Annotated in this window: 22 protein-coding genes and 1 pseudogene; 12 read left to right on the top strand and 11 right to left on the bottom strand. The window is 71.5% G+C overall.

What is annotated here, in order from left to right:
• Positions 1-18: 18 nt before the first annotated feature.
• Together L3i22_RS10565 and L3i22_RS10560 are read right to left on the bottom strand one after the other, a co-directional pair.
• Positions 19-1,188, bottom strand: a complete 1,170-nt coding sequence (locus L3i22_RS10565) for a GAF domain-containing sensor histidine kinase (RefSeq protein ID WP_221326781.1) — start codon at positions 1,186-1,188, stop codon at positions 19-21.
• A gap of 395 nt (positions 1,189-1,583) precedes the next feature.
• Positions 1,584-1,808, bottom strand: coding sequence for a DUF397 domain-containing protein (locus tag L3i22_RS10560; RefSeq protein WP_221326780.1), 225 nt, complete (start codon positions 1,806-1,808; stop codon positions 1,584-1,586).
• Between the two features lie 964 nt (positions 1,809-2,772).
• Here L3i22_RS10560 and L3i22_RS10555 point away from each other — a divergent pair.
• The 3 genes from L3i22_RS10555 (at position 2,773) to L3i22_RS10545 (ending at position 7,385) form a co-directional block, all read left to right on the top strand.
• A complete protein-coding gene (locus tag L3i22_RS10555) occupies positions 2,773-5,676 on the top strand; it encodes a carbohydrate binding domain-containing protein (RefSeq protein WP_221326779.1) in 2,904 nt (967 codons plus the stop codon).
• A gap of 81 nt (positions 5,677-5,757) precedes the next feature.
• The gene (locus L3i22_RS10550) at positions 5,758-6,723 is read left to right on the top strand and encodes a hypothetical protein (protein WP_221326778.1); all 966 of its coding nucleotides are present in this window, start codon (positions 5,758-5,760) and stop codon (positions 6,721-6,723) included.
• Entirely contained in the window at positions 6,723-7,385 is a 663-nt protein-coding gene (locus L3i22_RS10545; protein ID WP_221326777.1) for a nitroreductase, read from the top strand. Before L3i22_RS10550 ends, L3i22_RS10545 begins: the two co-directional genes overlap by 1 nt.
• 13 nt (positions 7,386-7,398) lie before the next feature.
• On the opposite strand, the gene L3i22_RS10540 is transcribed toward L3i22_RS10545, so the two are convergent.
• From L3i22_RS10540 to L3i22_RS10530, 3 genes are all read right to left on the bottom strand, one after another.
• Entirely contained in the window at positions 7,399-8,577 is a 1,179-nt protein-coding gene (locus tag L3i22_RS10540) for an aminotransferase class I/II-fold pyridoxal phosphate-dependent enzyme (protein WP_221326776.1), read from the bottom strand.
• Between the two features lie 45 nt (positions 8,578-8,622).
• Entirely contained in the window at positions 8,623-9,777 is a 1,155-nt protein-coding gene (locus L3i22_RS10535) for an AI-2E family transporter (protein ID WP_221326775.1), read from the bottom strand.
• Positions 9,778-9,842: 65 nt separating this feature from the next.
• A complete protein-coding gene (locus L3i22_RS10530; RefSeq protein ID WP_221326774.1) occupies positions 9,843-12,242 on the bottom strand; it encodes a DUF3616 domain-containing protein in 2,400 nt (799 codons plus the stop codon).
• Positions 12,243-12,454: 212 nt separating this feature from the next.
• On the opposite strand from L3i22_RS10530, the gene L3i22_RS10525 reads away from it, so the two are divergent.
• The 5 genes from L3i22_RS10525 to L3i22_RS10505 all read left to right on the top strand — a co-directional run bounded on the left by L3i22_RS10525 (position 12,455) and on the right by L3i22_RS10505 (position 17,933).
• Complete coding sequence (locus L3i22_RS10525; protein ID WP_255658663.1) at positions 12,455-13,447, top strand: serine/threonine-protein kinase; 993 nt, start codon at positions 12,455-12,457, stop codon at positions 13,445-13,447.
• Positions 13,444-14,520: a hypothetical protein gene (locus L3i22_RS10520; protein WP_221326772.1), complete on the top strand. Its 1,077-nt coding sequence runs from the start codon at positions 13,444-13,446 to the stop codon at positions 14,518-14,520. The genes L3i22_RS10525 and L3i22_RS10520 overlap by 4 nt, the downstream gene beginning before the upstream one ends.
• Positions 14,517-16,112, top strand: a complete 1,596-nt coding sequence (locus tag L3i22_RS10515; protein ID WP_221326771.1) for a VWA domain-containing protein — start codon at positions 14,517-14,519, stop codon at positions 16,110-16,112. Before L3i22_RS10520 ends, L3i22_RS10515 begins: the two co-directional genes overlap by 4 nt.
• A 76-nt stretch (positions 16,113-16,188) precedes the next feature.
• Positions 16,189-17,094, top strand: coding sequence for a S41 family peptidase (locus tag L3i22_RS10510; RefSeq protein WP_221326770.1), 906 nt, complete (start codon positions 16,189-16,191; stop codon positions 17,092-17,094).
• A 551-nt stretch (positions 17,095-17,645) separates the two neighbouring features.
• Positions 17,646-17,933 (top strand): pentapeptide repeat-containing protein, encoded by a 288-nt coding sequence (locus tag L3i22_RS10505; RefSeq protein ID WP_221326769.1) that lies wholly within the window; start codon positions 17,646-17,648, stop codon positions 17,931-17,933.
• On the opposite strand, the gene L3i22_RS10500 is transcribed toward L3i22_RS10505, so the two are convergent.
• Complete coding sequence (locus L3i22_RS10500; RefSeq protein ID WP_221326768.1) at positions 17,854-18,435, bottom strand: TetR/AcrR family transcriptional regulator; 582 nt, start codon at positions 18,433-18,435, stop codon at positions 17,854-17,856. The two genes, L3i22_RS10505 and L3i22_RS10500, sit on opposite strands and share 80 nt — an antisense overlap.
• Before the next feature lie 201 nt (positions 18,436-18,636).
• Here L3i22_RS10500 and L3i22_RS10495 point away from each other — a divergent pair, with 201 nt between their 5' ends.
• Genes L3i22_RS10495 through fahA form a run of 3 tightly spaced genes read left to right on the top strand, consistent with a single transcriptional unit; the run spans position 18,637 to position 21,820 of the window.
• Positions 18,637-19,812, top strand: a complete 1,176-nt coding sequence (locus L3i22_RS10495) for a homogentisate 1,2-dioxygenase (protein WP_221326767.1) — start codon at positions 18,637-18,639, stop codon at positions 19,810-19,812.
• The gene (locus tag L3i22_RS10490) at positions 19,809-20,630 is read left to right on the top strand and encodes a hypothetical protein (RefSeq protein WP_221326766.1); all 822 of its coding nucleotides are present in this window, start codon (positions 19,809-19,811) and stop codon (positions 20,628-20,630) included. The genes L3i22_RS10495 and L3i22_RS10490 overlap by 4 nt, the downstream gene beginning before the upstream one ends.
• Positions 20,627-21,820, top strand: a complete 1,194-nt coding sequence (gene fahA, locus L3i22_RS10485) for a fumarylacetoacetase (protein WP_221326765.1) — start codon at positions 20,627-20,629, stop codon at positions 21,818-21,820. The genes L3i22_RS10490 and fahA overlap by 4 nt, the downstream gene beginning before the upstream one ends.
• A gap of 261 nt (positions 21,821-22,081) precedes the next feature.
• On the opposite strand, the gene L3i22_RS10480 is transcribed toward fahA, so the two are convergent.
• On the bottom strand, positions 22,082-22,471 hold the full coding sequence (locus L3i22_RS10480; protein WP_221326764.1) for a hypothetical protein: 390 nt from the start codon (positions 22,469-22,471) through the stop codon (positions 22,082-22,084).
• 236 nt (positions 22,472-22,707) lie between these two features.
• Here L3i22_RS10480 and hemC point away from each other — a divergent pair, with 236 nt between their 5' ends.
• The gene (gene hemC / locus L3i22_RS10475; RefSeq protein WP_221326763.1) at positions 22,708-23,655 is read left to right on the top strand and encodes a hydroxymethylbilane synthase; all 948 of its coding nucleotides are present in this window, start codon (positions 22,708-22,710) and stop codon (positions 23,653-23,655) included.
• A 3-nt stretch (positions 23,656-23,658) separates the two neighbouring features.
• Here the strand turns inward: hemC and L3i22_RS10470 are convergent, their stop codons facing one another.
• The 4 genes and pseudogenes from L3i22_RS10470 to L3i22_RS10460 all read right to left on the bottom strand — a co-directional run bounded on the left by L3i22_RS10470 (position 23,659) and on the right by L3i22_RS10460 (position 25,789).
• A complete protein-coding gene (locus tag L3i22_RS10470) occupies positions 23,659-24,426 on the bottom strand; it encodes a nitronate monooxygenase family protein (RefSeq protein ID WP_255658103.1) in 768 nt (255 codons plus the stop codon).
• Positions 24,427-24,508: 82 nt separating this feature from the next.
• Positions 24,509-24,619: pseudogene (locus L3i22_RS53410) on the bottom strand (nitronate monooxygenase); the annotation flags it as partial.
• Positions 24,620-24,762: 143 nt separating this feature from the next.
• A complete protein-coding gene (locus L3i22_RS10465; RefSeq protein WP_221326762.1) occupies positions 24,763-25,362 on the bottom strand; it encodes an RDD family protein in 600 nt (199 codons plus the stop codon).
• 16 nt (positions 25,363-25,378) lie between these two features.
• A complete protein-coding gene (locus L3i22_RS10460; RefSeq protein WP_255658102.1) occupies positions 25,379-25,789 on the bottom strand; it encodes a DUF2752 domain-containing protein in 411 nt (136 codons plus the stop codon).
• Positions 25,790-25,802: the final 13 nt, after the last annotated feature.

Genomic DNA, 25,802 nt, shown 5'->3' with positions numbered 1-25,802 from the left:
GGACGCGCAGCCCCCGTTTTACAGCAGGTGGGCCGCCGGCAGCATGATGCGGGCGGTCACCCCGGTGCCCGGCGAACTCTCCAGCCGCAGCACCCCGCCCTGCGCCTCGACGATCCGGCGGCTGATCGCCAGCCCCAGCCCCAGCCCCGGCGCCTGGGCCAGCCGCGCGTCGTCACCGCGCAGGAACGGCGCGCCGAGCGCCACCAGCTCCCCCTCGGGCAGCCCCGGGCCGTGATCACGAACGGTCAGCGTCGGCATCGGGTAGGCGTCCAGCCCGAGCTCCACCAGGTGGCCCTCGCCGAACGCCAGCGCGTTGCTGACCAGATGTTCGAGGGCCACCTCCAGCAGCCGCGGGTCGGCGGTCACCCAGACCGGGCCGTCCGGCGCGGTCACCCGCAGCCGGCCGGACCGGATCGTGGCCACCACCGACGACAGCACCGCGCCGAGATCGACCAGCTTGCGCTCGCCGACCGGCTCGTGCATCTGCTGGTTCACCGCGCGCAGCAGGTTGTCCACGGTGCGGCAGAGCCGGTCGGCGTTGCGGGTGATCGCGTCGACCCGGCGTTCGAAGCCGGGCGCGATCGCGCTCATCTCGGTGAGCAGTTCCAGGTTGCCGCGGATGCTGGCCAGCGGCGTACGGATCTCGTGCGAGATCGCCGAGACCACCTCGTCCTGATCCAGCCCGGCCGGGAACGGCCGCGTGCTGACCAGGTGCCGCAGGCCGGTCTCGGCATCCACCCGGCGGGCGATCCGGGACAGCAGCCGGATGGTCGCCTCGCTGTTGCGGCGCCGCGGCGTATCGTCGAAGACGCAGAGCGCGCCGACGATCTGCCCCTCGTGGTGCAGCGGCGCGGCGCCCAGGAACCGGACGTGCTCGGTCCCCTGGACCAGCGGATGGGTGGCGAGCCGGGGGTCCCGGCTGGCATCGCCGACGATCATCGTGTCGTTCGCGGCGGCCACCGCGTCGCAGAGCGACATCGACTGCGGCACGTCGACCACGGTCCGGATCCCGAGCGTCGCGGCGAAATGCGCGGCCCCGCCGCCGACCACCTTCAGCGCGGCCATCGGCGCGTGGCAGGCCTCGGCGACCAGTTCGAGAACCTCGGGCACTTCGGCCACCGCGGCCCGGTACCGCTCGGCGGACGCGAAACGGGCCTCCACCGAGCCGGCCGTCATCGGAACAGTCATCGCCATTTCCTCCGCTGCTCTGCAGGGCAGCGACGCTGCTCCCTTGGTGCAGCCCCGAAAATCGGCGGCCCGGCCAACCCCCTGCACAATTCCCGGGTTGCGATCCGGGTCCCCTCACCCACCGCCGCCGAGAAAACCCCTTTTCCGTACGGGCGCAGCCCCGCCCCCACGGACCCCCGCAACCGCCGCCGGCTCCCCGCCGCCCGCGCCCGCCCCGGAAACGCGGAATCCAACTCGCGCAAAATACGGAATTTACACCCCGCAAAATACGGAAAACTTTCGCCGCAGATGCGGAACACAAGGACCGCCACGATCCATGGCGATCTATCAACCCCCGACCTGACCTCGGCCGATGAGCACCGGCGGCACCCGCGCGAACTAGCCGGCTACAGGGCTCAGAGCAGGTTCTCATCCCGCACACCGGCGACGAAAGCAGCCCGCTCAGCCGGCGTGAAGAACAGGATCGGGCCGTCCGGGTCCTTGCTGTCCCGCACCGCGAACCCGCCATCCGCCAGGTCCGTGACCTCGACACAGTCGCCACCGGTTCCATTGCTGCGGCTGCTCTTGCGCCAGACGGCCTCGGTCGCCTCGAAGGTCTCCGCGTACTTCTTGTCGCTCATGGTCTCATCTCCTCAGCCGCCGCCCTGATCATCCGGATGGACTCCGGGTACGACTTCACCAGAAGAACCAAGGCTGCGGTACCTGAGCGAGGCCGGGATCCGCATCGGCGGATGACCACAACGGCTGCTCCCCCGTTCGGGAGTTTCCCCCAGGAGGAAACTGTCGGGCTACGGCCGGGACCCGACAGATGGCCTCCGACCTGCGATGTCGGCCATGCACAGGCCCACCTGGACCCGGCCGTACGAGGCCGACGCCGGGCCGCCCCCAGGGCCGGGGCGAGGTCCGCCCCACAGACCGGGGTAGGCACACGACATCGCCCGGCACGCCTCGCCGACCCGGTCAGCCGCCGACGCACCGCCCGGACCGCCCCGGCCGGCCACCGGGATCGCCGAGCCTTCGCCGATCCGAGTCGGCCACCTGCGTAGATCCGCGGTGGACACCATGCAGACCAACACCCGGCTCGCGTTCGGCACCTGTCCGGCAACACACCACGTGCCCGGGGCAAACACGCAGGCCCCGATCCGGCGACGGGTTGGACCGCGTTGGACAACACGTTGGCTCGTGTTGGGCGGCACGTCGGCGCCGTTGGCCGCATTCGCGGCGCGGCCGGCCACATTGGTGGTCGACAGCCTCGTCCGCGCACGGACGAAGTGCGGACGCCCTCCGGGCCCGTCCCGGACCGCGAGGACGGCCGGGGGGCGCCGGGGACGGCAGCGCGGAGCCCACCGGACGGCACGCGGGCGGGCGCCGGGGCGCGGCGGGTGGCACGTGTGCGGGCGGGCGCCGGGGCGGGGCGGGGCGGGGTGATTTGTGGTGGTCGATTGCGGGGCTGCTTGCATATTGACGGGAAGCTCTTTCAGGAACTGCAAGAACTTGCTACCTTCCGTTCACACATGAACGCCGGGTTTCCGGCCTGTCACGTGCTTGCTCAGCGCCGTCCCCCTCGCCCCTGGAGGCTCCGCCGTGCCCAGATTCCTCCGAAGAGTGCTGGCCGCACTCTGCGTGATCCCCCTGCTGGTGCTGGCCGCACCGGCAGCACGCGCGGCCAACGCGGTCACCGTCTACTACAAACCGGCCAGTTCCTGGACCGCCGTCAACATCCACTACGCGCCGACCGGCGGCGCGTGGACCACGGTGCCGGGCGTGGCGATGGCCGCAAGCTCTTGCAGCGGCTGGTACCAGAAGGAGGTCGATCTCGGCACCGCGGCCGGGATGCAGGTCGTCTTCAACAACGGCTCCGGAACCTGGGACAACAACGCCGGGGCCAACTACAGCGTGGGTACGGGCACGGTCACGATCACCGGCGGTGCGGTCAGTTCGGTCGCCCCCTGTTCGACGTCGGCGACCAACACCGCGACCGTCTGGTACAAGACCGGCTACCCCACGACGTACCTGCACTGGGCCCCGACCGGTGGCTCCTGGACCACGGTCCCGGGCGTGGTGATGGACGAAGAGGCGTGCGCCGGCTGGGTGCGCGAGACGGTCAGCCTCGGCACCGCGACCACCTGGCAGGCCACGTTCAACAACGGCTCCGGAACCTGGGACAGCAATTCCGGAAAGAACTATTCCCTGGGTACGGGGGTGAGCACGGTCAATGCCGGCGTGGTCACCGCGAACGCCGCCAGCCCGTGCGCCACCGCGCCCCCGGACACGACCGCGCCGAGCGCCCCCACCGGGCTCACCGCGACGGCGGTCAACACCACCGTCACGCTGGCCTGGACCGCGTCGACCGACGACGTGGGCGTGGCCGGCTACCAGATCACCCGTGGGTCGGCGACGCTCACCAGCTCGACGAACGGGTACTCGGATCGCGGGCTCACGGCCAAGACGTCGTACACGTACACGGTCAAAGCTCTTGATCTTGCGGGCAATGTCTCGGCGGCGAGCGCGGCCGCGACCGTGACCACCGGCGAGGCCGCGCCGGTCACCCAGGGCACGATGCTCGGCGGCGACCCACGAAAGGACAGCATCTATTTCGTGCTGACCGCGCGTTTCTACGACGGCGACACCAGCAATGACCGGGGCGGCAGCCAGAACGTGGCCTCCGGGAACGCGGCCAACAACGACCCGATGTTCCGCGGTGATTTCAAGGGGCTGGTCGACAAGCTCGACTACATCAAGGGGCTCGGTTTCTCGGCCATCTGGATCACGCCGGTGGTGCTGAACCGTTCCGACTACGACTACCACGGCTATCACGGCTGGGATTTCTACCGGGTCGACCCGCGGCTGGAGTCGACCGGCGCGTCCTACCAGGATCTGATCGACTCGGCGCACGCCAAGGGCCTGAAAATCTATCAGGACGTGGTCTACAACCACAGTTCCCGGTGGGGTGCGAACGGCCTGTTCACGCCGACCGTCTACGGCGTCCGGGACAGCCAGTGGAGCTGGTACTACAGCGAGAAAGTCGCCGGTAAGGAATACAACCCGCTGGAGGAGAACAGCGCGGGATATCCCTACAACGGCGATCTGTGGAGCAGCACCGCGCCGGCCGGGAACACCTGCCCGAACTACGGCACCGCGACCGGGGCGAAAAGCAAGGAGGGGTACGCCCTCTACAACTGCCAGTGGCCGTCACCGACCGCCAAGATGTTCCCGTCCGACCTGTACCACCAGTGCTGGATCGGGAACTGGGAGGGCGAGGACTCGCGGTCCTGCTGGCTGCACGAGGACCTGGCCGATTTCAACACCGAGAACGCGACCGTGCAGAAATACCTGATCGACGCGTACAACAAATACATCGACATGGGCGTCGACGGGTTCCGGATCGACACCGCCGTGCACATCCCCCGGGTCACCTGGAACCGTCGCTTCCTGCCCGCGCTGCACGACCACCTGGTGCAGAAGTACGGCGCCACGAAGGCCGACGAATTCTACGTCTTCGGTGAGGTCGCCGCGTTCGTCAACGACAAGTGGAACCGCGGCTCGGTGAACCACTCGGCGCAGTTCTACACCTGGAAGGAACGCAAGACCTACTCCGACGACGACGTCGCCGCCGCGCTGGAACAATTCAACTACGAAAACAATTTGGGTACGGGCAATCAGCCGACCAGCACGAACGCGTTCCTGAACGGCAACACCTACCACGCGCCGGACCACAGCCAGTTCTCCGGCATGAACATCATCGACATGCGCATGCACATGAACTTCGGGGACGCGCAGAACGCGTTCAACAACGGCAAGGACTCCGACGACTCGGTCAACGACGCCACGTACAACACGGTCTACGTGGACTCGCACGACTACGGGCCGAACAAGTCGTCGACCCGCTACTCCGGCGGCACCGACGCCTGGGCCGAGAACATGTCGCTGATGTGGACGTTCCGCGGGATCCCGACGCTCTACTACGGCTCGGAGATCGAGTTCCAGGCCGGCAAGCAGATCGACTGCGGCCCGACCTGCCCGCTCGCGACCACCGGCCGGGCGTACTACGGCGACAACGTCAGTGGCACGGTCACCGCGTCCGACTACGGGGTGGTCTCCTCGGCCACCGGCAACGTGGCCACCACGCTGTCCAAGCCGCTGGTCAAGCACCTGCAGCGGCTCAACCAGATCCGCCGCGCGGTCCCGGCCCTGCAGATGGGCCAGTACTCGACCGACGGCGTGTCGGGCAGCATGGCCTACAAGCGCCGCTACACCTCCGGCACCGTCGACAGCTTCGCCCTGATCACGGTCTCCGGCGGAGCCACGTTCACCGGCATCCCGAACGGCACCTACGTCGACGCGGTCACCGGCGCCAAGCAGGTCGTCACCGGCGGTTCGCTGACCATCTCGCTCAGCGGCCAGGGCAACCTGCGCGTCTACGTCCTCGACCAGACCGGCAACCCGGCCCCGGGCAAGGTCGGCACGGACACGATCTACCTCAAGTAGGGCGGCGGGTCACCACTGGATGGGGGGAGTTCCCTCCCATGGGGGAGGTGGCCCGGCGGGCCGGCTCCTAGCGTCTGCGACATGGCACGAAATCGATGGTTCCGGCTTGTCGCGGCGGCCTGGCAGATCGCCTACCTCATGATCCACATGTGGTGGGCGATCGGCCACGAGCCGCGTTTCCTGCATGACGGGGAGTCCTACTTCCCGGGCGGCTGGGTTCCGGTGGCCATCGGCGCGCTGGCGGCGGCCGGGTGCCTCTGCGCCGCGGTGGCCGTCCGCTACCCGGTCACCGGCACCGGGCACTACCTGCTCGCGGCGCTCAACGCCGTCGCCGGCGTCGCCCTGTGCCTGTACTCGTTCCTGTTCCCGGTGATGGTGGTGTCGCTGCTGTTCGAAGGCGTCACGACCGGCACCGTCGTCACCCTGCTGGCCACCGGCGGCGGCGTCGCCGGCGGACTCCTCTGCCTGGTCCTCGCCGCGGACGAGCGGCGGCTGGCCCGGCATCCGTGCGAGTCCTGCGGGCGGGTCCACGGACGGTCGCCGGAGAGCCGGGCGGAGCCGGCGCCCCGCTGGGCGTTCGCGGCCACCTACCTGGCCGTCGCCGGGTTCGTGGCCCGGATCGGCGTGTGGCTCGACGACACGATCACCGGGCGGTGGCAGTCCTCGGTGAATCAGGCGGGCGTCTCGTGGACCGGAATGGTGATCTTCATTGTCCTGATGAGCCTGGCCGGCACGCTGTTGCCGCTGGCGCTGGCGCACCGGTGGGGACGGCTCTGGCCGGCCTGGACCGGGCCACTGCGCGGACGGGCGGTGCCCCGGTGGCTGGTGCTCGGCACCGGACTGTTCATCGGGGCGGGCCTGACCGCGTACTTCGGGATCGCCGGGATGATCGCCTGGATCCGCGGGGACTTCGGCGGCCCGTTCCTGCCCCTGCTGCTGGAGATGGGCGGCTACACGCTGTGGGGACTCGGGCTGCTGGTGGCCGCCGCGTCGTACTTCGCGCTGACCCGGCCGGCCTGTCCGCGACCGGTCCCGGAGCTGAGCTGATGGACGTCTACCGGGCCGTGCGCACCAGGCAGTCGATCCGCCAGTTCACCGATCGGCCGGTGCCCCGCGCGGTTCTCGAACGGGTGCTGACGGCGGCCGCCGACGCGCCCTCGGGCAGCAACCTGCAGCCGTGGAACATCTACGTGGTGTCCGGCGACTCGCTGGGCCGGCTGACGAAGACGGTCGGCGAGCGGGTCGCGGCCGGTGACCGCGGCGACGACCGGGAGTTCGCGAACCTTCCGCCGGAGATGGGCCCGCCCTACCTCGACCGGTTGGCCGCGCTGGGCGAGGGTCTCTACGGCTCCCGCGGTGTCGCGCGCGGCGATCTCGCCGGCCGGGCCCGGATCCGCGCCCGGAACTGGGCCTGCTTCGGCGCCGGCACCGCGCTCTTCTGCTACCTGGACCGGGACATGCCGGCGCCGCGGTGGGCGGACACCGGCATCTACCTGCAGACCGTGATGCTGCTGCTGCGGGCCGAGGGCCTGCACAGCTGCACTCAGGAGGTGTGGGCGGAGTACCACCGCAGCGTCGCCGAGGTGACCGCCGCACCACCGGAACGCCTGCTGTTCTGCGGCATGTCGATCGGCTTCGCCGACCCGGCGGTCACCCATCCACGCATTCGCCGCGCCCCGCTGCCGGAGACCGTGACCTTCGTGGACTGACCGGCCGCCGCGGCTACCGGCGTAGGCCGCGGACGAACGTCTCAAGTCGCGCGAGGCCCTCGTGGAGGGTCTCGCGCGACGCCGCGTACGAGAGGCGGACGTGGGTTTCCGCGGTGGCGGTGCCGAAGTCGCGGCCCGGGGTGACCGAGACGTGGGCTTCCTCCAACGCGCGGCCGCAGAACTCCCAGGCGTCCAGGCCGGTCGCGGCGACGTCGAAGTAGACGTAGAAGGCGCCGTCCGGCGGGACCGGGACCGGCAGGCCGATGCGGGCCAGGCCGGCCAGGGCGATCGCGCGGCGGGCCAGCAGCTCCTGGCGACGCTCCTCGCAGACCGCCAGGGATTCCGGGGTGAAGCACTCCAGGGCGGCCAGTTGGGTGGGCATGGACGCGCAGAGGAAGTAGTTCATCGCCAGGCGTTCGGCGGCCGGGACCAGGACGGCCGGCAGGACGCACCAGCCCAGGCGCCAGCCGGTCATGCCGAAGTACTTGGAGAAGCTGTTGATCACGATGGCGTCCGGGTCGGCGGCCAGGATGGTCCGCGGCGGGGTGCCGTCCGGGGCCGGGTCGGCCAGGTCCAGGTAGATCTCGTCGACGATCCGCCAGGCGTCGCGGGCGCGGGCCCGGGCGCAGACCGCGACCAGCTCGTCGTACGGGATCGACGTGCCGGTCGGATTGGCCGGGCTGGCGACCATCACCGCGGTGGTCCGGTCGGTCCAGACCCGGTCGACCGCGGCGGTGTCCAGCTGGAAGCGGGACGCCGGGCTGGTCGCGGCGGTGATCACCGTGCCGCCGAACGTCTCGACCAGCGCCCGGTTGCAGGGGTACGACGGGTCGGCCACGATCACCTCGTCGCCCGGGTCGGTGGTCGCCGCCGCGGCCAGCAGCAGCGCGCCGGACGCGCCCGGGGTGACCGCGATCCGGGCCGGGTCGACCTCGACGCCGTGCCGGTCGCGGTAGAAGCCGGCGATCGCCGCTCGCAGCGCCGGCAGGCCGAAGGCCGGGGTGTACGGCAGCGGCCGCCCGTCCATCACCTCGCGCATCGCCGCGCGGACCGCGGGCGGCGCGCCGAAGTCCGGCTCGCCCAGGCCCAGCCGGGCGATGTGGTGGCCGGCCGCCTCCAGCTCCCCCGCGCGACGGCCGAACGCCATCGCGTGGAACGGCTCGACGTCCTGGGCACGCTGCGACAACCTCATCGGCGCAGCATGACATCCCGCCGCCGGGCGGCGACCGCCGACTCGCTACTCGCTGCCGTCCGCGGTGGCGCCGACAGCCGGCTCAGCCGCCGGCGACGGGACCGGGTCGGGCACGGCGTCCTCGACCACCTCCGGGGCCGGATCGCTGAGCTGCTCGCGGATGTAGTTCCAGGTCACCGCGATCAGCGCGGCCACCGGCACGGCCAGCAGGCTGCCGACGATCCCGGCCAGGTTGCCGCCCAGGGTCACCGCGAGCAGCACCACCGCGGCGTGCAGGCCCAGGCCGCGGCTCTGGATCATCGGCTGGAAGACGTTGCCCTCCAGCTGCTGCACCAGCAGGATGATGCCGAGCACGATCAGCGCCTTCACCCAGCCGCTGAAGACCAGCGCGATCAGCACCGCGACCAGGCCGGCGAAGACCGCGCCGACGATCGGGATGAACGCGGTGACGAAGGTCAGCACGGCCAGCGGCAGGACCAGCTTGACGCCGGTGATCCACAGGCCGATGCCGATGAAGACCGCGTCGAGCAGGCCGACGAACGCCTGCGAGCGGACGAACGAGCCGAGCGTGTTCCAGCTGCGGCCGGCGATCTCCGGGACGTCGGCGGCCAGCCGGCCGGGCAGCTGACGGCTCAGCCAGGGCAGGAACCGCGGGCCGTCCTTGAGGAAGAAGAACATCAGGAACAGCGCGAGGATCGTGGTGACCAGGCCGTTGACCACCGTGCTGACCCCGCTCAGGGTGGCGTTGGCGATGCTGCCGACGCTCGCCTGCACCTTGTCGATCGCCGTGTTCAGGCCGTTGTCGACCTGGGCGTCGCTGATGTTCAGGGGCGGGCCGGAGGCCCAGTCCCGGACGGTCTGGATGCCGTCGACCACGCCCTGGCCGAGCTGGCCTGCCTGCCCCGAGACCGGCACCACGATCAGCACCACGATGCCCGCGATCAGGGCCAGGAACAGGATCGTGACCAGCGAGGCGGCCAGCGCCGGCGGCCAGCCCTTGCGGCGCAGGTAGCGGACCGGCGGCCAGGTCAGCGTGGTCAGCAGCAGGGCCACCACCAGCGGCCAGATCACCGACCAGGCCATCCCGAGCAGTTCCAGCACCACATAGGTGAGCAGCAGGATCAGCAGGCTCTGCCACGAGACGCGGGCGGCGTTGCGCAACGCGTCCCGGGTCTTCCCGGCGCTCAGGGTCGGAGGCATGTCGATCACTGTACGTAAGTCACGCCGCGCCCGGGGCCGGGGAAGAGCCCCGGGCGCGGCGTTTCTCAATTGACCGTGAACCAGGTCGCGCGGGACTTCTTCCACTCGGCGTGGGACAGGTCCTTCGCCTCGGCGCCGTCACCGTAGAGGTCGGCGGCGCCGGCGTCGGTGAGCAGCTGGGCCCGGGCTCCGGCCACGGTCAGGTCGGGCACCGTGACGATCGCCTCCCAGGCGCCCGGGTCGGCGGTCGGCAGCGACCGGACCAGCACCGGGGCGTGCGCGGCGACGCCGTCCCAGGAGTAGAGCGCGTACGGGTCGCTGTTGTCGTCGGCCGCCCACGAGCCCGCGATGATCAGGTACTGGTCGCTCGCGTTCTTCCGGATGTCCCGGACGGTCAGGCCGCCCAGGTCCATCGTGATCGGCGTACCGAAGGTGGCCTTGGTCAGCTTGTCCAGGTTGGTCACCGGGACGACGACCGCCCTGCCGCCGACCAGGGGTGCGCGGAAGCCGAGGTACGCCGTGCTGGTGCTGCCCGGCGCGAACTCCAGGCCCTCCAGGTTGAAGCCGTCGATCTGCTTCGGGATGTTGCCCGCGGCGGCGCCGGCCGCGAAGCCGAACCGGTTGCCGTTGGCCTTGTCCCAGGCGATCAGGTCGTCGCGCAGCCCGTGGTAGACCCCGCCGAAGGTGAGCTGGGTGCTCGCGCCGGTCCCGGTGATCTTCGTGGTGAACAGCGCGGTGCGGTCCGGCCGCAGCTCGCCACTCTTGCTGTTGCCCTGCGAGCCGACCCAGTAGATCGTGTCGCCGGTCCGGGCCGCGGCTTCCAGGTCCATCTCGATGCTGACCCCGGCCTGGCTGCTGAAGTCCCAGGTCCGCACGGGCGCGCCGGAGGTGTCCCGGCGGTACAGGCGCAGCACGTTGGTCTCGTCGTCGGCGACGATCAGGTAGCCGTCACCGGCGTCGATCGCGGCCGACGAGTCGCTGGCGCCGGTCAGGTAGCGCGTGTCGGCGGCGTCCTGCACGGCCGCGGAGGCGGCCAGGTGCAGGGTGGTCGCCGCGGACTTGCCGTTCGGGGCGGTGACCTTCAGGGTCAGGTCGGTGTAGCCCTTGGCGCGCGGCGCGACGGCGATCTGCCGGGTGCCGCCGGTGCCGGTGACCGTGACGTCGGCGGTGGTCGCGACCGCGGTATTCGAGCTGGCCGTGGCCGTGACGACCAGGGCGTTCGCGTCTCCCCCGGTCTGCGCCACGGTCGCGGTCACCGTCGGGTCACCGGTGGCGCCCACGGCGCTGGAGAGGTACGCCGAGGAGAGCGCGATGGTCGGCGTGGACGTCGGCTGGCTGGCGCTCGGGCTCGCCGTCGGGCTCGTCGAGGTCGACGGGCTCGTCGAAGCGGAAGGGCTCGTCGAAGGCGTCGAGGTGCCGCTCGGGGCGACGGCGACGCCGCGGAACGCATTGCCGCTCGGGGCGGTGGCTATGGTCGTACGGGAAGAAATTGATGGGGTTGAATTTGATGTGGCTGTGTCGGTGAGCTGCACGAGGGTGTTCTTCGCGCCGTCGCCGTTGATGCCGTAGAGGCGGGCGCTCGAGCCGTCGACGACGCCGGTCAGGCCGGTCCAGCCGGAGGTGCTGGAGATCTTGCCGCGACTGGTCCAGGCCGAGCCGTCCGACGAGTACTTGTAGACCCCGACCGTCTCCTGCACCACGTAGAGCGTGTCCGCCCCGGGCACCGCCGGATCCCGGTCGAGCAGCGTGAACGAGATCGGCCCGGCGCCGTCGGAGCCGAGCGCGATCACCCGGGTGGTCCCGCGGTAGAGCCCGGCCGAGCCCTTCTCACTGCCGAACCAGACGTTGCCGTCGGACAGCTGCACGGTCCGGGTGTTGTTCAGCGCGTCGCTGCCACTGGCCAGCACGGTTCCGGTGCTCGCGCCGAGCGTCGCCTGGACCAGGCCGCCGTTCGGGCTCGCGGTCGCGCCGTGGCCGGTGACCCAGAAGCGGCTGCCGTCGTCGGTGACCGCGCCGCGCACCTTCTCCTGGGTGAACGAGGTGCCCAGCGTGGTCGAGGTGTCCACCGAGCCGGCGGCGTCGACGCGGGCGACGACCCGTGGCGCGGACGCGGTGGACGCGCCCGGAACCGCCGAGTAGCCGGCCAGCGTGACGTAGCGGCCGTCGGACGAGCGGGCCAGCGCGCCGACCGCGGCCGAGTCGCCCTCCAGGGTGAACGGCTTGTTCGCGCCGGAGGCGGCGGCCGGCAGGGCGATCGCGGTGCCGTCGGCGGCGCCCGCGCCGGTGAGCCGGGTCAGCGTCACCCCGGTCGCCGACGAGGTGACCTTCACCTGGGAGAGCAGCAGGTGGTCGGCGGCGGCGCCGGTCGCCGCCTGCGCGCTGGTGGTGGCGACGATCGCCGAGCCGGCCACGACCGCGGCGGCGGACGCGATCGCCAGGCGGCGGCCTGTGTGCTGGGAGCGCAAGGAGGTGCCTTTCGTTGCGGGACGGTCGCCGCAGTGGATCCGCACATCAAAAATTCAAGAGCAACGATTTCGGTACGACGGATGAACAGAACCGGACCTCTCAAGATCGCCGATTGTTCACACGTTCGTGGCCTGGTGAGGGGGCGCGACGGTCCTACCATGACGGCGTCCCGCACCTACCTGCTGACTCTCCGGAGTGGACCTTGTCCGACATGGTCGGCCCGTACCAGAAAGTCACCCTGCTCGGCAAGGGTGGCATGGGTGAGGTGTGGGAGGCCGTCGACTCGCGTACTCAGCGCACCGTCGCCCTGAAGGTGCTCACCTCGGTCGCCCTGGCCGATCCTGAGCTGCGGAAGCGCTTCGTACGTGAGATGCGGCTGGCCGCCGAGATCGAGAACCCGTACGTGGTGGCGGTCTACGACTTCAGCGTCGGGCCGCCGCCGTACATCGCGATGCGCCTGATCCGGGGCCGCAACCTGGCCACCGAGATCCGCACCGCCCCGCTCACCCCGGAGCGGGCCGTCGACATCATCCAGCAGGTCGCGAACGCGCTGGCCGCGGCGCACGACAAGAACCTGCGGCACCGGGACGTGAAGCCGTCCAACATCCTGCTCGACGCCGGGCACCGCAGCGGGTCGGACCACGCGTACCTGATCGACTGGGGCATCGCGCACCGGATCGACCCGCACGACCCGAACATCACCCGGGTCGGGCAGCTGGTCGGGACGCCGCCGTACATCGCCCCGGAACGCCTCACCGACCAGACCGCGGACCACCGCGCGGACATCTACTCGCTGGCCGTGGTGCTCTACGAGTGCCTGGCCGGCCGGGTGCCCTACGGGCCGACCGGGCTGTCGTTCCCGCTGCACGCGCACCTCACCGACGAGCCGAGGGACCTGCCCGACACCGTGCCGGTCGCGCTCCAGGACGTGATCGCGAAGGGCCTGGCCAAGGACCCGGACCAGCGGTGGGCGAGCGCGACCGAGTTCGGGGAGGCGGCCTACCTGGCGGTGCATCCGGCGCCGGAACCCCGTACCCGCAAAAGGTCCTGGTGGCCGGCGGCCGGCGCCGTCGCCGGCGCCGCGACCGGCGGCGTCCTCCTCGGCGCCGATCTGATCGCCGCCTGGTGGGTGGTGCCCGCGCTGGCCGTCGCCGGCGCCGGACTGACCTGGGGCTTCACCCCGAGCAAGGAAGGGAACGCATGAAGGGCTTCGTACGGGTGCTGGCGGTCTCGATCAGCGTCGCGCTGATCCTGGTCGTCGGCTGGAAGCTCGGCCGGGGCCGCACCGGCGCGGACGCCGCGAACTGCGCCGGCAAGGTCACCGACGTGCGCGGGATCGTCGGCTCGGAGAAGGAGCCGTTCCTGCGCGACCCCCGGGTCGCCAAGGTCTTCCAGTGCGCCGGGCTGCGCCTGCGGATCGACCCGACCGGCTCGCGGGAGATGGTCGACCTGCTCGCCGGCGACTCGGCGCGGTACGACTTCGCGTTCCCGTCCAGCACCCCGACGGCCGAGAAGATCAAGTCGGCGCTGCACGTGAAGGAGTCGTTCAAGCCGTTCGCCTCCGTGATGGGCGTCGCGACCTTCACCGACACGGTCACCGTGCTGCGCCGGGCCGGCGTGGTGCAGACCGTCGGCGGCCAGGAGGTGATCTCGGTCCGCAAGCTGATCGAGCTGGACCGGGCCGGCACCAGCTGGAAGAAGCTGCCCGGCAACGAGGCCTCGGCCAACGGCAACGTGGTGCTGATGCGCACCACCGACCCGGCCGACTCGAACTCGGCGATCATGTTCCTGTCGATCGTCTCGGCGGTGCTCAACGGCGACAAGCCGGTCACCTCGGCCGCCTCGGTCACCAAGGTGCTGCCGGACATGTGCCGGCTGATGGCCGACCAGGGGCTCAAGCCGGACACCAGCGGGGTGCTGTTCGAGGAGTACCTGACCGGCGGCTCGACCCGGACGCCGATCGCGCTGGTCTACGAGTCGCAGTTCCTCGACAAGGTGTCCACCCAGCGGGTGCCGCAGGACGGGCAGCACGTGCTGCTGTTCCCCAGCCCGACCGTGTACGCCTGGCACGAGCTGGTCCCGCTCAGCGACGGCGGCCGCAAGGTCGGCGAGCTGCTGCGCGACGATCCGAGCTTGAAGGACCTGGCCGCCGAGTACGGATTCCGCCCGCAGGGCCGCACGCTCGCCGACCGGCCCAATCCACCGGTGGTGGTCGAGCCGCCGGCCTACAAGGTCCTCGAGACGTTGCTGGACAAGGCGGCGGGGTGCGCGGAATGAGACGCCGCCTGGCTCTTCTCGCGACCGCGTTGCTGCTGGCCGGCTGCACCGCCGACAAGCCGGCCGTCCCACCCGGCGATCCGGTGATCACCCCGGGCCCGCCGACCACGCTGCGGGTGCTGGCCGGCAGCGAGCTCGCCGACATGCAGCCGATCCTCGACGAGGCGGCCAAGGCCACCGGCGTGACCGTCAAGATGGACTTCATCGGCAGTCTGGAAGGGGCCGAGACGGTCGCGACCGGCAAGGCCGACGGGAAGTACGACGCCGTCTGGTTCTCCTCCGACCGTTACCTGGAGACGATCCCCGAGGCGAAGAAGCGGCTCGGCACCGCCACCCGGATCATGGGGTCGCCGGTGGTGCTCGGCGTGCGCGCCGCGGCCGCCCGGCGACTCGGCTGGACCGGCGCGGTCACCTGGAAGGACATCGCCGCGGCGGCCGCCAGGGGTGACTTCACGTTCGCGATGACCGACCCGGCCAGCTCGAACACCGGGTTCTCGGCGCTGGTCGAGGTCGCCACCGCGCTCGACGGCACCGGCCGGGCCCTCGACGACGCCGCGATCAACCGGGTGGCGGCGCCGCTCACCGGCTTCTTCAGCGGGCAGCGGGTGACCGCCGGGTCGTCCGGGTGGCTCACCGACGCGTTCACGCAGCCGGGGGCCTCGGTCGACGCGCTTGTCACGTACGAGGCGTCGCTGGTGGAGCTGAACCGCTCCGGGAAGCTGAGCGAGCCGCTGACCGTGGTCTACCCGGCCGAGGGCGTGGTCAGCGCGGACTATCCGCTGACCCTGCTGACCGGGGCGTCGACCGTGGCCCGGGACGCCCACGAGCTGCTCGGCGACTACCTGCGCGGCTCGGCGGTGCAGCAGCGGATCGGCGCGGCCACCGCGCGGCGGCCCGGCGTGCCCGGGGTGGCGCTGCCGGCCGGACTGCCGGTGACCCCGGTGGAGCTGCCGTTCCCGTCGACCCGGCCGGCGATCGAGGGGCTGCTGACGGCGTACCAGGACCGGCTGCGCCGGCCGTCGCGCACGGTCTACGTGCTGGACGTGTCCGGGTCGATGAAGGGCCCGCGGATCGCCGCGCTGAAGACCGCGCTCAGCGGGCTGACCGGGGTGAACACGTCACTGACCGGGACGTACTGCCGGTTCCGCAGCCGCGAGGAGGTGACGTTGCTGCCGTTCAGCGACCGTCCCAAGGCGCCGATCACGGTCACCGTGGACGCCGGGAACCCGCAGCCGTCGCGGGACGAGCTGCGGACCGCGGTCAACCAGTTGAAGGTCGGCGGGAACACCGCGGTGTACGACTCGCTGGTCGAGGCCTACCGGCGGTTGGACACGGCCACGGACAAGGACCGGTTCGTCAGCATCGTGCTGATGACCGACGGCGAGAGCAACCGGGGCAAGGATCTGGCCGCGTTCAAGAAATACCTGACCGCCCGCGGGTCCGCGCAGCACGTCGCGGTGTTCCCGATCATGCTCGGCGAGGCCGCCGAGTCGCAGATGAAGCAGATCGCGACGTCCACCGGGGGCGCGGTGTGGGACGCCCGGAACGCCGACCTGACCAAGGCGTTCTGCCAGATCCGCGGCTACCAGTAGCGGGTGGTCACGCCGGCCGACACATCGTCGCCACGACGGTGTGCCGCCCGGTCAATCGACGTGCTTGACTGCGGACATGCGCCAGGACGAGATCAACACCGTCGTACGGCAGGTCGCCGACCTGCTCGCCGAGCACTACGTCTTCCCCGAGCTCGCCCCTCGGATCGCCGCCGCACTCGACGGCTATCCGGACGGCCTCGACGCCGCCGAGCTGGCCGAACGGGTCACCGAGGACCTGCGGTCGATCAACGGCGACAAGCATCTGCGCCTGATCCACAGCGCGACACCGCTGCGCGCCGACCACGGCGACGACGAGGCCGACCTCGCCGAACTGGCCGAGTGGGCGGCCCGCACCGGCGGCGGCATCGGCAAGGTCGAACGCCTCGACGACAACATCGGGCTCATCGAGATCACCCCGCTGTTCTTCCCGCCCACCACGGCCGGCGACCCGATCGCCGCCGCGATGACCCTGGTCGCGGGTGCGTCGGCGCTGATCGTCGACGTCCGGCGCTGCCGGGGCGGGGTGCCCGACACGGTCGCCCTGTTCTGCAGCTACCTGTTCGGCCCGGAGCCGTTCCACCTCAGCGGCATCTACGCCCGCAAGGACGATGCGATCCGCCAGTACTGGACCGCCGCGCACCTGGCCGGGCCCCGCTTCGGACCGGACCGCCCGGTCGCCGTGCTGACCAGCGCCAGCACCTTCTCCGGGGGTGAGGAACTCGCCTACGACCTGCAGGAACGCGGGCGGGCCACGATCATCGGCGAGACGACGCGGGGCGGGGCGCATCCGCGGGAGAGCTTCGCCGTCCACCCACATCTGGAGGCGTCGATCCCGGTGGCGCGGTCGGTCAGCCCGCTGACCGGCGGGAACTGGGAGGGGGTCGGGGTACGGCCGGACATCGCGGCGCCGGCGGAGGAGGCGCTGGATCGGGCCGTCGCGCATCTACGGGCGGCGGTTTCGGTCCCGGTGGCTCTTGCTTGAGCCCTACGGCATCTCGCGGCACCGGGACCCCACCCCAACCGGGGGCAGGCCGCCCTTTGGCCATTGTCGTCGGGAAGCCCAAGATCATGCTGGCGGCCTGTGGAAAACCGGCCAGTGTGGATAACTCGAACCGGGCCCGAAGGCTTGCCGGGCGCCCTCCGCCCCTGGTCACGGCGTGCTTGCCGGGTATCGCTCGCCGTTGATCATGGTCGCGGGCCGCGGCCTGCTCGCTGCCGGCTTGCGACCCGCGCGGCCCGCCGGTCGGTCACGGCTGCGGCCTGCTCGCTGTTTGCTTGCCAGGCACCGCCCGCTGTTGGTCACGGCTGCGGCCGCCACCGGCGGGAGTTGCCGATTGCGGTGGCCTCGGGGGTACGCCGTGGGCGCGCTCCGCCGCCGACGCAAGCTCCCGGCTGGTCGTCAGGGCTGCCCCGGCGCGATTGAACAGCCCTCACGACCAGCCGAGCCGAACGAGCTGGTGCCTACGGTTGCCACGAGTGTTGCTCGCGGGGCTGCGGAAGTGAGCGCGAGCACGGGCTGCGCGCGGGGCCGACGTGCACAGGGCCGACGTGCGCGGGGCCGACGTGCGCGGGGCCGACGTGCGCGGGGCCGACGTGCGCGGGGCCGACGTGCGCGGGGCCGACGTGCGCGGGGCCGACGTGCGCGCGGGCGCCGGGCGCGCGGGCGCCAGGCGGACTTCGACGGGCGGGGCTCAGGGGGCTGCTGGCGGCCGGGGGCTGGTGCCGTACCCAAGCAAGGGTTCTAAAGGCGCCAAGGGCGCAGGCAATGATCGACCATGGCGACCAGCCGGCTCGGGTCGACCATCGTCATCACGGCGTTGACCTGCTGGCCAAGGCAGATCGTCAGGAGGGTGTCGATCACGTCCGGGATCGGGAAGTCCGGCCGCAGCTCGCCGTCCGCGATCGCCTCGCGGAAGTGGTCGGCCATCTGGCCGGCCCAGACGTCGCCGAGCTCCGGCGCCTCCTCGATCTTGGAGTTGGCGGCGAGGCGGCCCCAGAAGCCGACGACCACGAACGCCTCGTCCAGCGTCTCCTTGGTCAGCGGGAGGATCTCGCGGATCATCGCGTAGAACGCGGCGAGCCCCCGCAGCCCGGCGGTCGCGGCGGCGATCCGGCGGTTGGTGCGGTCGGTGATCCGCAGGTAGGCGCCGGCGGCGACCTCGTCGAAGCCGTCGAAGTAGTGCCAGAGGGCGCCGGTGCCGATGTTCAGCTCGGCGGCGATGGCCCGGCTGGTGGCGGCGGCCAGCCCGTCGCGCGAGACGACGGTGAGAAACGCCTCGATGATCTCGGAACGACGCTGATCGTGATCGACGATCTTCGGCACGTAATCCCCTTCCCGCGCGTAGGTTACCGGGATTTGATCGCGGTGCGAACCTACGAGACCACTTGTGCAGTCTGTTACCGCCTCGTAAATTCCGTAGCACACGGAGTCGTCACCACCACCCCTGGTGACGACTGCATGTCCAGGGACCACTGCGGCGCGATCCGCCGGAGTGGTCCGCAGGGAGCCTTCAGGAGGCCATGCGTGACGTTCTACCGGCAGGTGGGCCACATCCCGCCGAAGCGGCACACCCAGCACCGCCGCCCCGACGGCGGGCTGTACGCCGAGGAGCTGGTCGGCGAGGAGGGCTTCTCCTCCGACTCGTCGCTGCTGTACCACCGCGGCATCCCGTCGGCGATCGTCGACGCGCGCCCGTGGCAGCTGCCCGATCAGTCGCTGACCGCGAACGCCCCGCTCGTCCCGCGGCACCTGCGCCTGCACGATCTGGAGTACAAGGAGGCCGACCCGGTCACCGGGCGCCGCCTGGTGCTGGGCAACGCCGACGTGCGGATCTCGTACGCGGTCTCCACCGAGATCTCGCCGTACTACCGCAACGCGATCGGCGACGAGTGCGTCTACGTCGAGCGCGGCGCCGCGACCGTGGAGACGGTGTTCGGCGCGCTGACCGTGGGCCGGGGCGACTACGTGGTCATCCCGCGGATGACCGCGCACCGCTGGGTGCCGGACGGGGCCGAGCCGCTGCGGACGTACGCGATCGAGGCGAGTTCGCACATCGCCCCACCCGCGCGCTATCTGTCCCGGTACGGGCAGTTCCTGGAGCACGCGCCGTACTGCGAGCGGGATCTCCGCGGGCCGGTCGAGCCGCTGCTGGCCGAGGGCACCGACGTCGAGATCTACGTCAAGCACCGCGGCGGCGGGACGATCCACGTGGTGCCGGAGCATCCGTTCGACGTGGTCGGCTGGGACGGGTGCCTGTATCCGTACGCGTTCAACATCGCCGACTTCGAGCCGATCACCGGGCGCGTGCACCAGCCGCCGCCGGTGCATCAGGTCTTCGCCGGGCAGAACTTCGTGATCTGCAACTTCGTGCCGCGCAAGGTCGACTACCACCCGCTCGCCGTGCCGGTGCCGTATTACCACTCGAACGTGGACTCCGACGAGGTGATGTTCTACGTCGACGGGGACTACGAGGCGCGCAAGGGCTCCGGGATCGGCAAGGGCTCGATCTCGCTGCACCCCGGCGGGCATTCGCACGGGCCGCAGCCCGGGGCCGTCGAGCGCTCGCTCGGGGCGGAGTTCTTCGACGAGACCGCGGTCATGGTCGACACTTTCCGTCCGCTGGATCTCGGCGAGGCCGGGCTGGCCTCGGACGACGGGCGTTACGCCTGGTCCTGGTCCGGCCGCGGCCCGTCCGCATGACGGGGCTGTTCGCGGGGCTCTTCGACGACGCGGCGCTGTTCCCGCCCGGGAACGCGCCGATGGCCGGGGCGGTGCCCGCGCACCGCCGCGCGCTCGCCGGGCCGCACGGGGACCTGCTCGGGCCGTTCGTGGTGCCGGCGGCGCGGCTGGCCGAGATCGGCGCGCACCTCGATCCGGCCGGGCCGCCGCTGGACCTCGCGCTGATCACCTCGCCGGCCGACCTGCCGGCCGCGGCCGGCAAGATCGCCCAAAACCCGGGATTGCGCCTGGTCACGGTCGAGGCTTCGGTCGCGGTCGACGGTGCGCAGGCGCATTCGGCGGTACGGGCGTTGGCGACCGCCCTGGCCCCGGACGTCCCCCGCGCCGTCGAGATCCCGCGGACCGGCGGGCGCGACGAGGTCCTCGACGCGATCGCCGGCACCGGCTGCCGGGCGAAGCTGCGCACCGGTGGCGTGCGCGCCGACCTGTTCCCGCCGGCCGCCGAGCTGGCCGCGACGATCCGGGCGTGCGCCGCGCGGGGCATCGCGTTCAAGTGCACGGCCGGGCTGCACAACGCCGTCCGGCACACCGACCCGGCGACCGGTTTCGACCATCACGGGTTCCTCAACGTGCTGCTCGCGGCCGGCGATCTCGACGACGCCGAGGCGCACCTGCGGCGTACCGACGCCGCGGCCATGGCGGCCGAGCTCGGCGGCTGGTCGGCCGCGGAGGTCGCGCACGCCCGGTCGGTCTTCACCTCGTTCGGCACGTGCGATGTCGCCGAACCCGTCCACGATCTCGCCCGCCTCGGCCTGCTCCCGGAGAGAATCACCCAATGACCTGGCTCGACCTGCCCGAATCCACGGGATTCGGGATCACCAACCTGCCCTACGGCATCTTCACCGACGCCTCCGGGAACCCACCGCGTACCGGGGTGGCGATCGGCGATCACGTGCTCGACCTGGCCGGGCTGACCGGGGATCCGGTGCACGCGACCGGGTCGCTCAACGCGTTCATGGCGCAGGGGCCGGAGTCGTGGGCCGCCCTACGCTCGATGATCACCGCGTGGCTGACCGATCCGGCCCATCGGGAGCGGGTCACGCCGTACCTGCTGGCGCGGGATGCGGTGACCATGCGGCTGCCGTTCGAGGTGGCCGACTACGTGGACTTCTACAGTTCCCGGGACCACGCGGAGAACCTGGGCCGGATGTTCCGCCCGGGGTCGCCGCCGCTGACCCCGAACTGGCAGCACCTGCCGATCGGCTACCACGGGCGGGCCGGGACCGTGCGGCCGTCCGGCACGCCGGTGGTCCGGCCGCGGGGGCAGTACCTGGTCGACGGCGCTCCGGAGTTCGGGGCGTCGCGGCGGCTGGACATCGAGGCCGAGGTCGGGTTCGTGGTCGGGGTGCCGTCGGCGCTCGGGACTCCGGTGGCGGTGCGGGACTTCCCGTCGTACGTCTTCGGGGTCTGCCTGGTCAACGACTGGTCGGCGCGGGACCTGCAGGCCTGGGAATACGTGCCGCTCGGCCCGTTCCTGGGCAAGTCGTTCCTGACCTCGGTGTCCGCGTGGGTGGTCCCGCTGGCGGCACTGTCGGCGGCCCGGGTGACGCCACCGGCGCGCGACCAGGCGCTGCTGCCCTACCTCCAGGACGACACCGAGCCGTGGGGGCTGGACCTGTCGCTGGAGGTCCGGCTGAACGGGGCGGTGGTCAGCCGGCCGCCGTTCCGGGGGATGTACTGGACCGCGGCTCAGCAGCTGGCGCACATGACGGTGAACGGGGCGTCGCTGCGCACCGGTGACCTGTTCGCGTCGGGCACGGTGAGCGGGCCGGGGCGCGCGGAGCGGGGCTCGCTGATCGAGTTGTCCTGGAACGGCGCCGAACCGCTGCCCCTGCCGGACGGCGCCACCCGCACGTTCCTGGAGGACGGCGACGAGGTCACGATCACCGCGACGGCGCCGGCCGCGGACGGCACCCGGCTGTCGTTCGGCGACCTGTCCGGCCGCATTCTCCCGGCCGTCGGGTCCTGATTTCCGGAAACATTTCGAGCCCGGTTCCCGCCGCCCCGAAAAGGACGGCAGGAACCGGGATCTCCCCCCAGTAAAGTCATTGACCCCGCGCATACGAAAGCGTGTGCGAGCGTTTTCGTGAGCCGGCGATCCAGGTGAATTGACCGCGGCAGACCGAGGCGCGCCAGGCGGTGTCCAGCGGGCGGCAGAACGCACCGCAGCAGGCCGCGGGCGCCTCCTCGGGGCGTGGCGGCACCGGCTCGTCCGGACCGTCGAAGGGGATCACCGGACCAGGAGCGTGTAGTTCGGCGCGATGCCGGTGCGGCACCGGAACGAGACCCAGACGCGCGCCGCCACGCCATCGGCGCCGACCCGCTCGCACTCCGTCCGCGGGTTGCTGACCTGGTCGAACCGGGCGGTGTAGACGGCGTGCTCGGCGGAGTGCGGCCGGTGCCGCGGCGTGTAGGTGATCACCAGGTCGTCCCCGGCGACCCCGGGGTGGGTGCCGGCGACCGACCAGAGGCCGGCGCTCTGCCCGCCCGCGCCGATCACCGCGGCCCGGCCGAAGCCGTAGGTGCCGAGCACGCCGGTCGCGGCCTTCGGCGCCGCCTGGGCCGGACCGGAGAGGAGGAGGACGACCGGGACAACGCCGGCCAGCACCGCAGCACGCATTTTCGGAATCCTTTTCACCAATGGCCGCGAGGATCTCCCGCGAGCACCCGGGGAGGGCCACCGGACGGTTCTTCATCCGGCCGACCAGAATCAACCCGAAAACGAACCTACACCGGCTCGCAGGTCGAATGTCGCGCCCGGCCGAGAACAATCTGTTAAGTATTAACGATCGTTAATGTTGTCGGATTTGCGGCCTGGCTGCCGTCACCCGGACGGGTCGGGCGTACCCTGCCCGTATGCCCGAATCGCGGACGGTGCGTATCGGCACCCGAAACTCCCCGATGGCGCTCGCGCAGGTCGACCGGGTCCAGGCCATGCTGGTCGCGCGGCACCCACACCTGCGGGTCGAGGTGCAGTCGATGACCACCAGCGGTGATCGCTGGCAGGGCAGTCTGGCGCAGCTCGGCGGCAAGGGCGCGTTCACCAAGGAGGTCGACGCGGCGCTGCTCGCCGGCCAGGTCGACCTGGTCGTGCACTGCGTGAAGGACGTGCCCGGCGACCGGCCCGCGCCGGCCGGCACGGTGATGGCCGCCTACCTGGCGCGCGACGACGTGCGCGACGCGTGGGTCCATCCGGCCGGGATCCCGATCGACCAGGTCCCGGCGGGCACGGTGATCGGCACGTCGGCGGTCCGCCGGATCGCGCAGATCGGCCTGCACTGGCCGCACCTGTCGGTCAAGCCGATCCGCGGCAACGCGAACCGGCGGCTGGCGAAACTGGACGCCGGCGAGTACGACGCGCTGCTGCTGGCCGTCTCCGGGCTGGAGCGGATCGGCGAGACCGACCGGCTCACCCACCCGCTGGACGTCGACACGATGGTGCCCGCGGTCGGCGCCGGGACGCTGGTCCTGCAGTGCCGCGAGGACGACGCCGCGGTGCGCGACCTGGCCGCCAGCATCGGTGACACGCGCGCCTGGGCGGAGACCACCGCCGAGCGCACGATGCTGCACATCCTGCAGGGCTCCTGCTCCTCGCCGATCGGGGCGCTGGCCCGCACCGAGCCGGACGGCCGGATCGGGCTGCGCGCGCGGGTGATCTCACCGAGCGGCAAGGACGTGGCCGACGCGCACGAGTGGGAGAAGGATCCCGTGCTGCTCGGCACGGCGGTCGCGGTGTCACTGATGCGCCAGGGCGCCCGCCAGATCCTGGCCGACGCCGAGCAGGCCGCGTCCACCCAGCCGTAGGGGTCAGGCCTGAAGCTCGTCCACCAGCGCCGCGGTGGAACCCGGGCGGGTGGTGGCGTGGCCGACCCCGGCCCACAGGTTCAGCGCCGATGCGTCGCCCTGGCGGGCCGCCGCCGCCCTGATCGGTGCGGTCAGGTGGTGGATCGCCGGATAGCCCACCGGCGCGATCGCCGAGTACGCCTCGACGAACCGGTTGCGCAGCGCCCGGGCCGGCTGCCCGGTGAACGCCCGCGTCACCACGGTCTCCCGGAACTCCCCGGAGCGCATCGCCGCCCGCTGGACCGCCCGGGTGCCGGCCTCCTCGGCCAGCAGGAACGCCGTGCCGCACTGGACCGCGGCGGCACCGGCCGACCGCAGCCCGGGAACGTCGCCGCCGCCGGCCGCCAGCACCGGCCGATCGGTCACCGCGAGCACCTCGGCGAGCACCTCGGGGGCGCCACGCTCACCGCGATATCCGGCCGGATCGAGCGTCGCGGCGTGCCCGCCCGCACTCCCGCCCTGGGCGATCAGCCCGGCCGGCTCCACGGTCAGCGCCCGGCGCGCCTCGGCGCCGCTCGTGACGGTGATCAGCACCGCCGAGCCGGCGTCGCGCAGTGCGCGCACGACCGCGGCCGACGGCACCCCGAAGGTGAAGCTGACCAGCGGGATCCGGTACGCGATCGCCAGCTCCACCTTGGCCGCGAAGTGATCGTCGTCGGTCAGCCCCAGCGGCGGTAGCTCCACCCCGTAGCGCTCCGCCTCGGGGCGCAGGGCATCCCGGTAGCGCGCCACGGCGGCCTCGTCCGGGGGCGGGGGGCATCGGGACGAAGAGATTCAGTCCGTACGGCGCAATGGTGGAAGCTCGCACCGAGCGGACCTCGGCCTCGACAGCTTCCGGGGTCTTGTAGCCGGCGGCGAGGAAGCCGAGCGCGCCGGCCCGGCCGGCGGCGAGGACCAGTTCCGGGGTGGACGGGCCACCCGCCATCGGCGCGACGACGACCGGCCGCAGCAACTCCCGCACGGGCCCCAACCTACCGGACGTCACGCCGGTCACAGGTGTCCACATACCGGGACCCGGACAGCGGAAAGCCCCGCCCGGCCGAGCTGGGCGGGGCTTTCCGAGGTGCCTTACTTGATGACGACCGTGCTGACGATCTTGTCGGCCAGCGTCTGCTTCTTGGCGTCCCACAGCGGGAACAGGTAGCCGATGAAGCAGATGATGAAGTCGACGAAGTGCGCGAGGTCACGCAGGAACGCCTTCAGACCGCCGATGTTCTGGCCGGTGTTGGCGTCCACCAGGCGGATGCCGAGCGCCTTCTTGCCCCAGCTCTGGCCGGTGGTGCCGCCCTGGTACCACCGGTTGTAGCCGACCACGGCGATCGAGAGCAGGTAGAACACCCAGTACAGGGCGTTGTACGTGGGCAGACCGGTGACCGGGTCCTTGTCCATGCCGAGGGTGCTGCCCAGGATGCTGATCGGCACGACGGCGATCACGTCGATCAGGTAGGCGCCGACACGCTGGAGCCAGCTCGCGTAGCCGACGACCGGCGGCGGGCCGTAACCGGGCGCGCCGTAGGCGGGCTGGCCGTAGGGGGCCTGACCGTAGGGCTGCTGCGGCGCGCCATAGGGCTGCTGCGGCGCGCCGTACGGCTGCTGGGGCTGCTCGCCCTGGCCGTAGGGCTGCTGCGGCTGACCGTACGGGTCGTTGGGGTTAGGGGGATATGTCATATCACGGGTCCTTTTATCAGGCCCAGCTCACGCCGAGCCGGTGCAGTTGGAAAAGCCAGCTCGCCATGGCCAGCAGCCCGGCCAGCCATCCCATCCGTCGACGCCCGACGGGCGACCACGGCCTCGGCGGAGCCAGCACACCGGTGGCCCGAAGCGCCACCAGCGGACCGACGACGACCGCGAGGGCGGCCAACCCGAAAATCACCGGGTTGGCCTGGAACGCTGTCCCGAACTCGCCTCTGACCAGCGCAACGGCCGCGGTGGTCAGACCGCAGCCCGGGCACGGCACACCGGTCAGGGTCCGCAACATGCAGGGCACGCCTACACCGGTGCTGGTCGTGACGGTGGGCCAGAGGGCCGCGGCTCCGGCCACGAGCACGCCGAAGCCACCTATCCGCTCAGGGACGGAGAAGCTTCGCAACGGCACACCTCGTGATCAA

This window comes from Actinoplanes sp. L3-i22 (assembly GCF_019704555.1).
GTDB lineage: Bacteria > Actinomycetota > Actinomycetes > Mycobacteriales > Micromonosporaceae > Actinoplanes.
Note: the sequence above shows the minus strand (reverse complement) of the source record. Positions and strands in the feature narration are given on the sequence as shown.

Bases quoted from the DNA above. Each gene is read 5' to 3' on its own strand.
- L3i22_RS10565 (WP_221326781.1), bottom strand. From the start codon at position 1,188: ATGACTGTTCCGATGACGGCCGGCTCGGTGGAGGCCCGTTTCGCGTCC.
- L3i22_RS10560 (WP_221326780.1), bottom strand. From the start codon at position 1,808: ATGAGCGACAAGAAGTACGCGGAGACCTTCGAGGCGACCGAGGCCGTC.
- L3i22_RS10550 (WP_221326778.1), top strand. From the start codon at position 5,758: ATGGCACGAAATCGATGGTTCCGGCTTGTCGCGGCGGCCTGGCAGATC.
- L3i22_RS10545 (WP_221326777.1), top strand. From the start codon at position 6,723: ATGGACGTCTACCGGGCCGTGCGCACCAGGCAGTCGATCCGCCAGTTC.
- L3i22_RS10540 (WP_221326776.1), bottom strand. From the start codon at position 8,577: ATGAGGTTGTCGCAGCGTGCCCAGGACGTCGAGCCGTTCCACGCGATG.
- L3i22_RS10535 (WP_221326775.1), bottom strand. From the start codon at position 9,777: ATGCCTCCGACCCTGAGCGCCGGGAAGACCCGGGACGCGTTGCGCAAC.
- L3i22_RS10525 (WP_255658663.1), top strand. From the start codon at position 12,455: ATGGTCGGCCCGTACCAGAAAGTCACCCTGCTCGGCAAGGGTGGCATG.
- L3i22_RS10520 (WP_221326772.1), top strand. From the start codon at position 13,444: ATGAAGGGCTTCGTACGGGTGCTGGCGGTCTCGATCAGCGTCGCGCTG.
- L3i22_RS10515 (WP_221326771.1), top strand. From the start codon at position 14,517: ATGAGACGCCGCCTGGCTCTTCTCGCGACCGCGTTGCTGCTGGCCGGC.
- L3i22_RS10510 (WP_221326770.1), top strand. From the start codon at position 16,189: ATGCGCCAGGACGAGATCAACACCGTCGTACGGCAGGTCGCCGACCTG.
- L3i22_RS10490 (WP_221326766.1), top strand. From the start codon at position 19,809: ATGACGGGGCTGTTCGCGGGGCTCTTCGACGACGCGGCGCTGTTCCCG.
- fahA (WP_221326765.1), top strand. From the start codon at position 20,627: ATGACCTGGCTCGACCTGCCCGAATCCACGGGATTCGGGATCACCAAC.
- L3i22_RS10480 (WP_221326764.1), bottom strand. From the start codon at position 22,471: ATGCGTGCTGCGGTGCTGGCCGGCGTTGTCCCGGTCGTCCTCCTCCTC.
- hemC (WP_221326763.1), top strand. From the start codon at position 22,708: ATGCCCGAATCGCGGACGGTGCGTATCGGCACCCGAAACTCCCCGATG.
- L3i22_RS10465 (WP_221326762.1), bottom strand. From the start codon at position 25,362: ATGACATATCCCCCTAACCCCAACGACCCGTACGGTCAGCCGCAGCAG.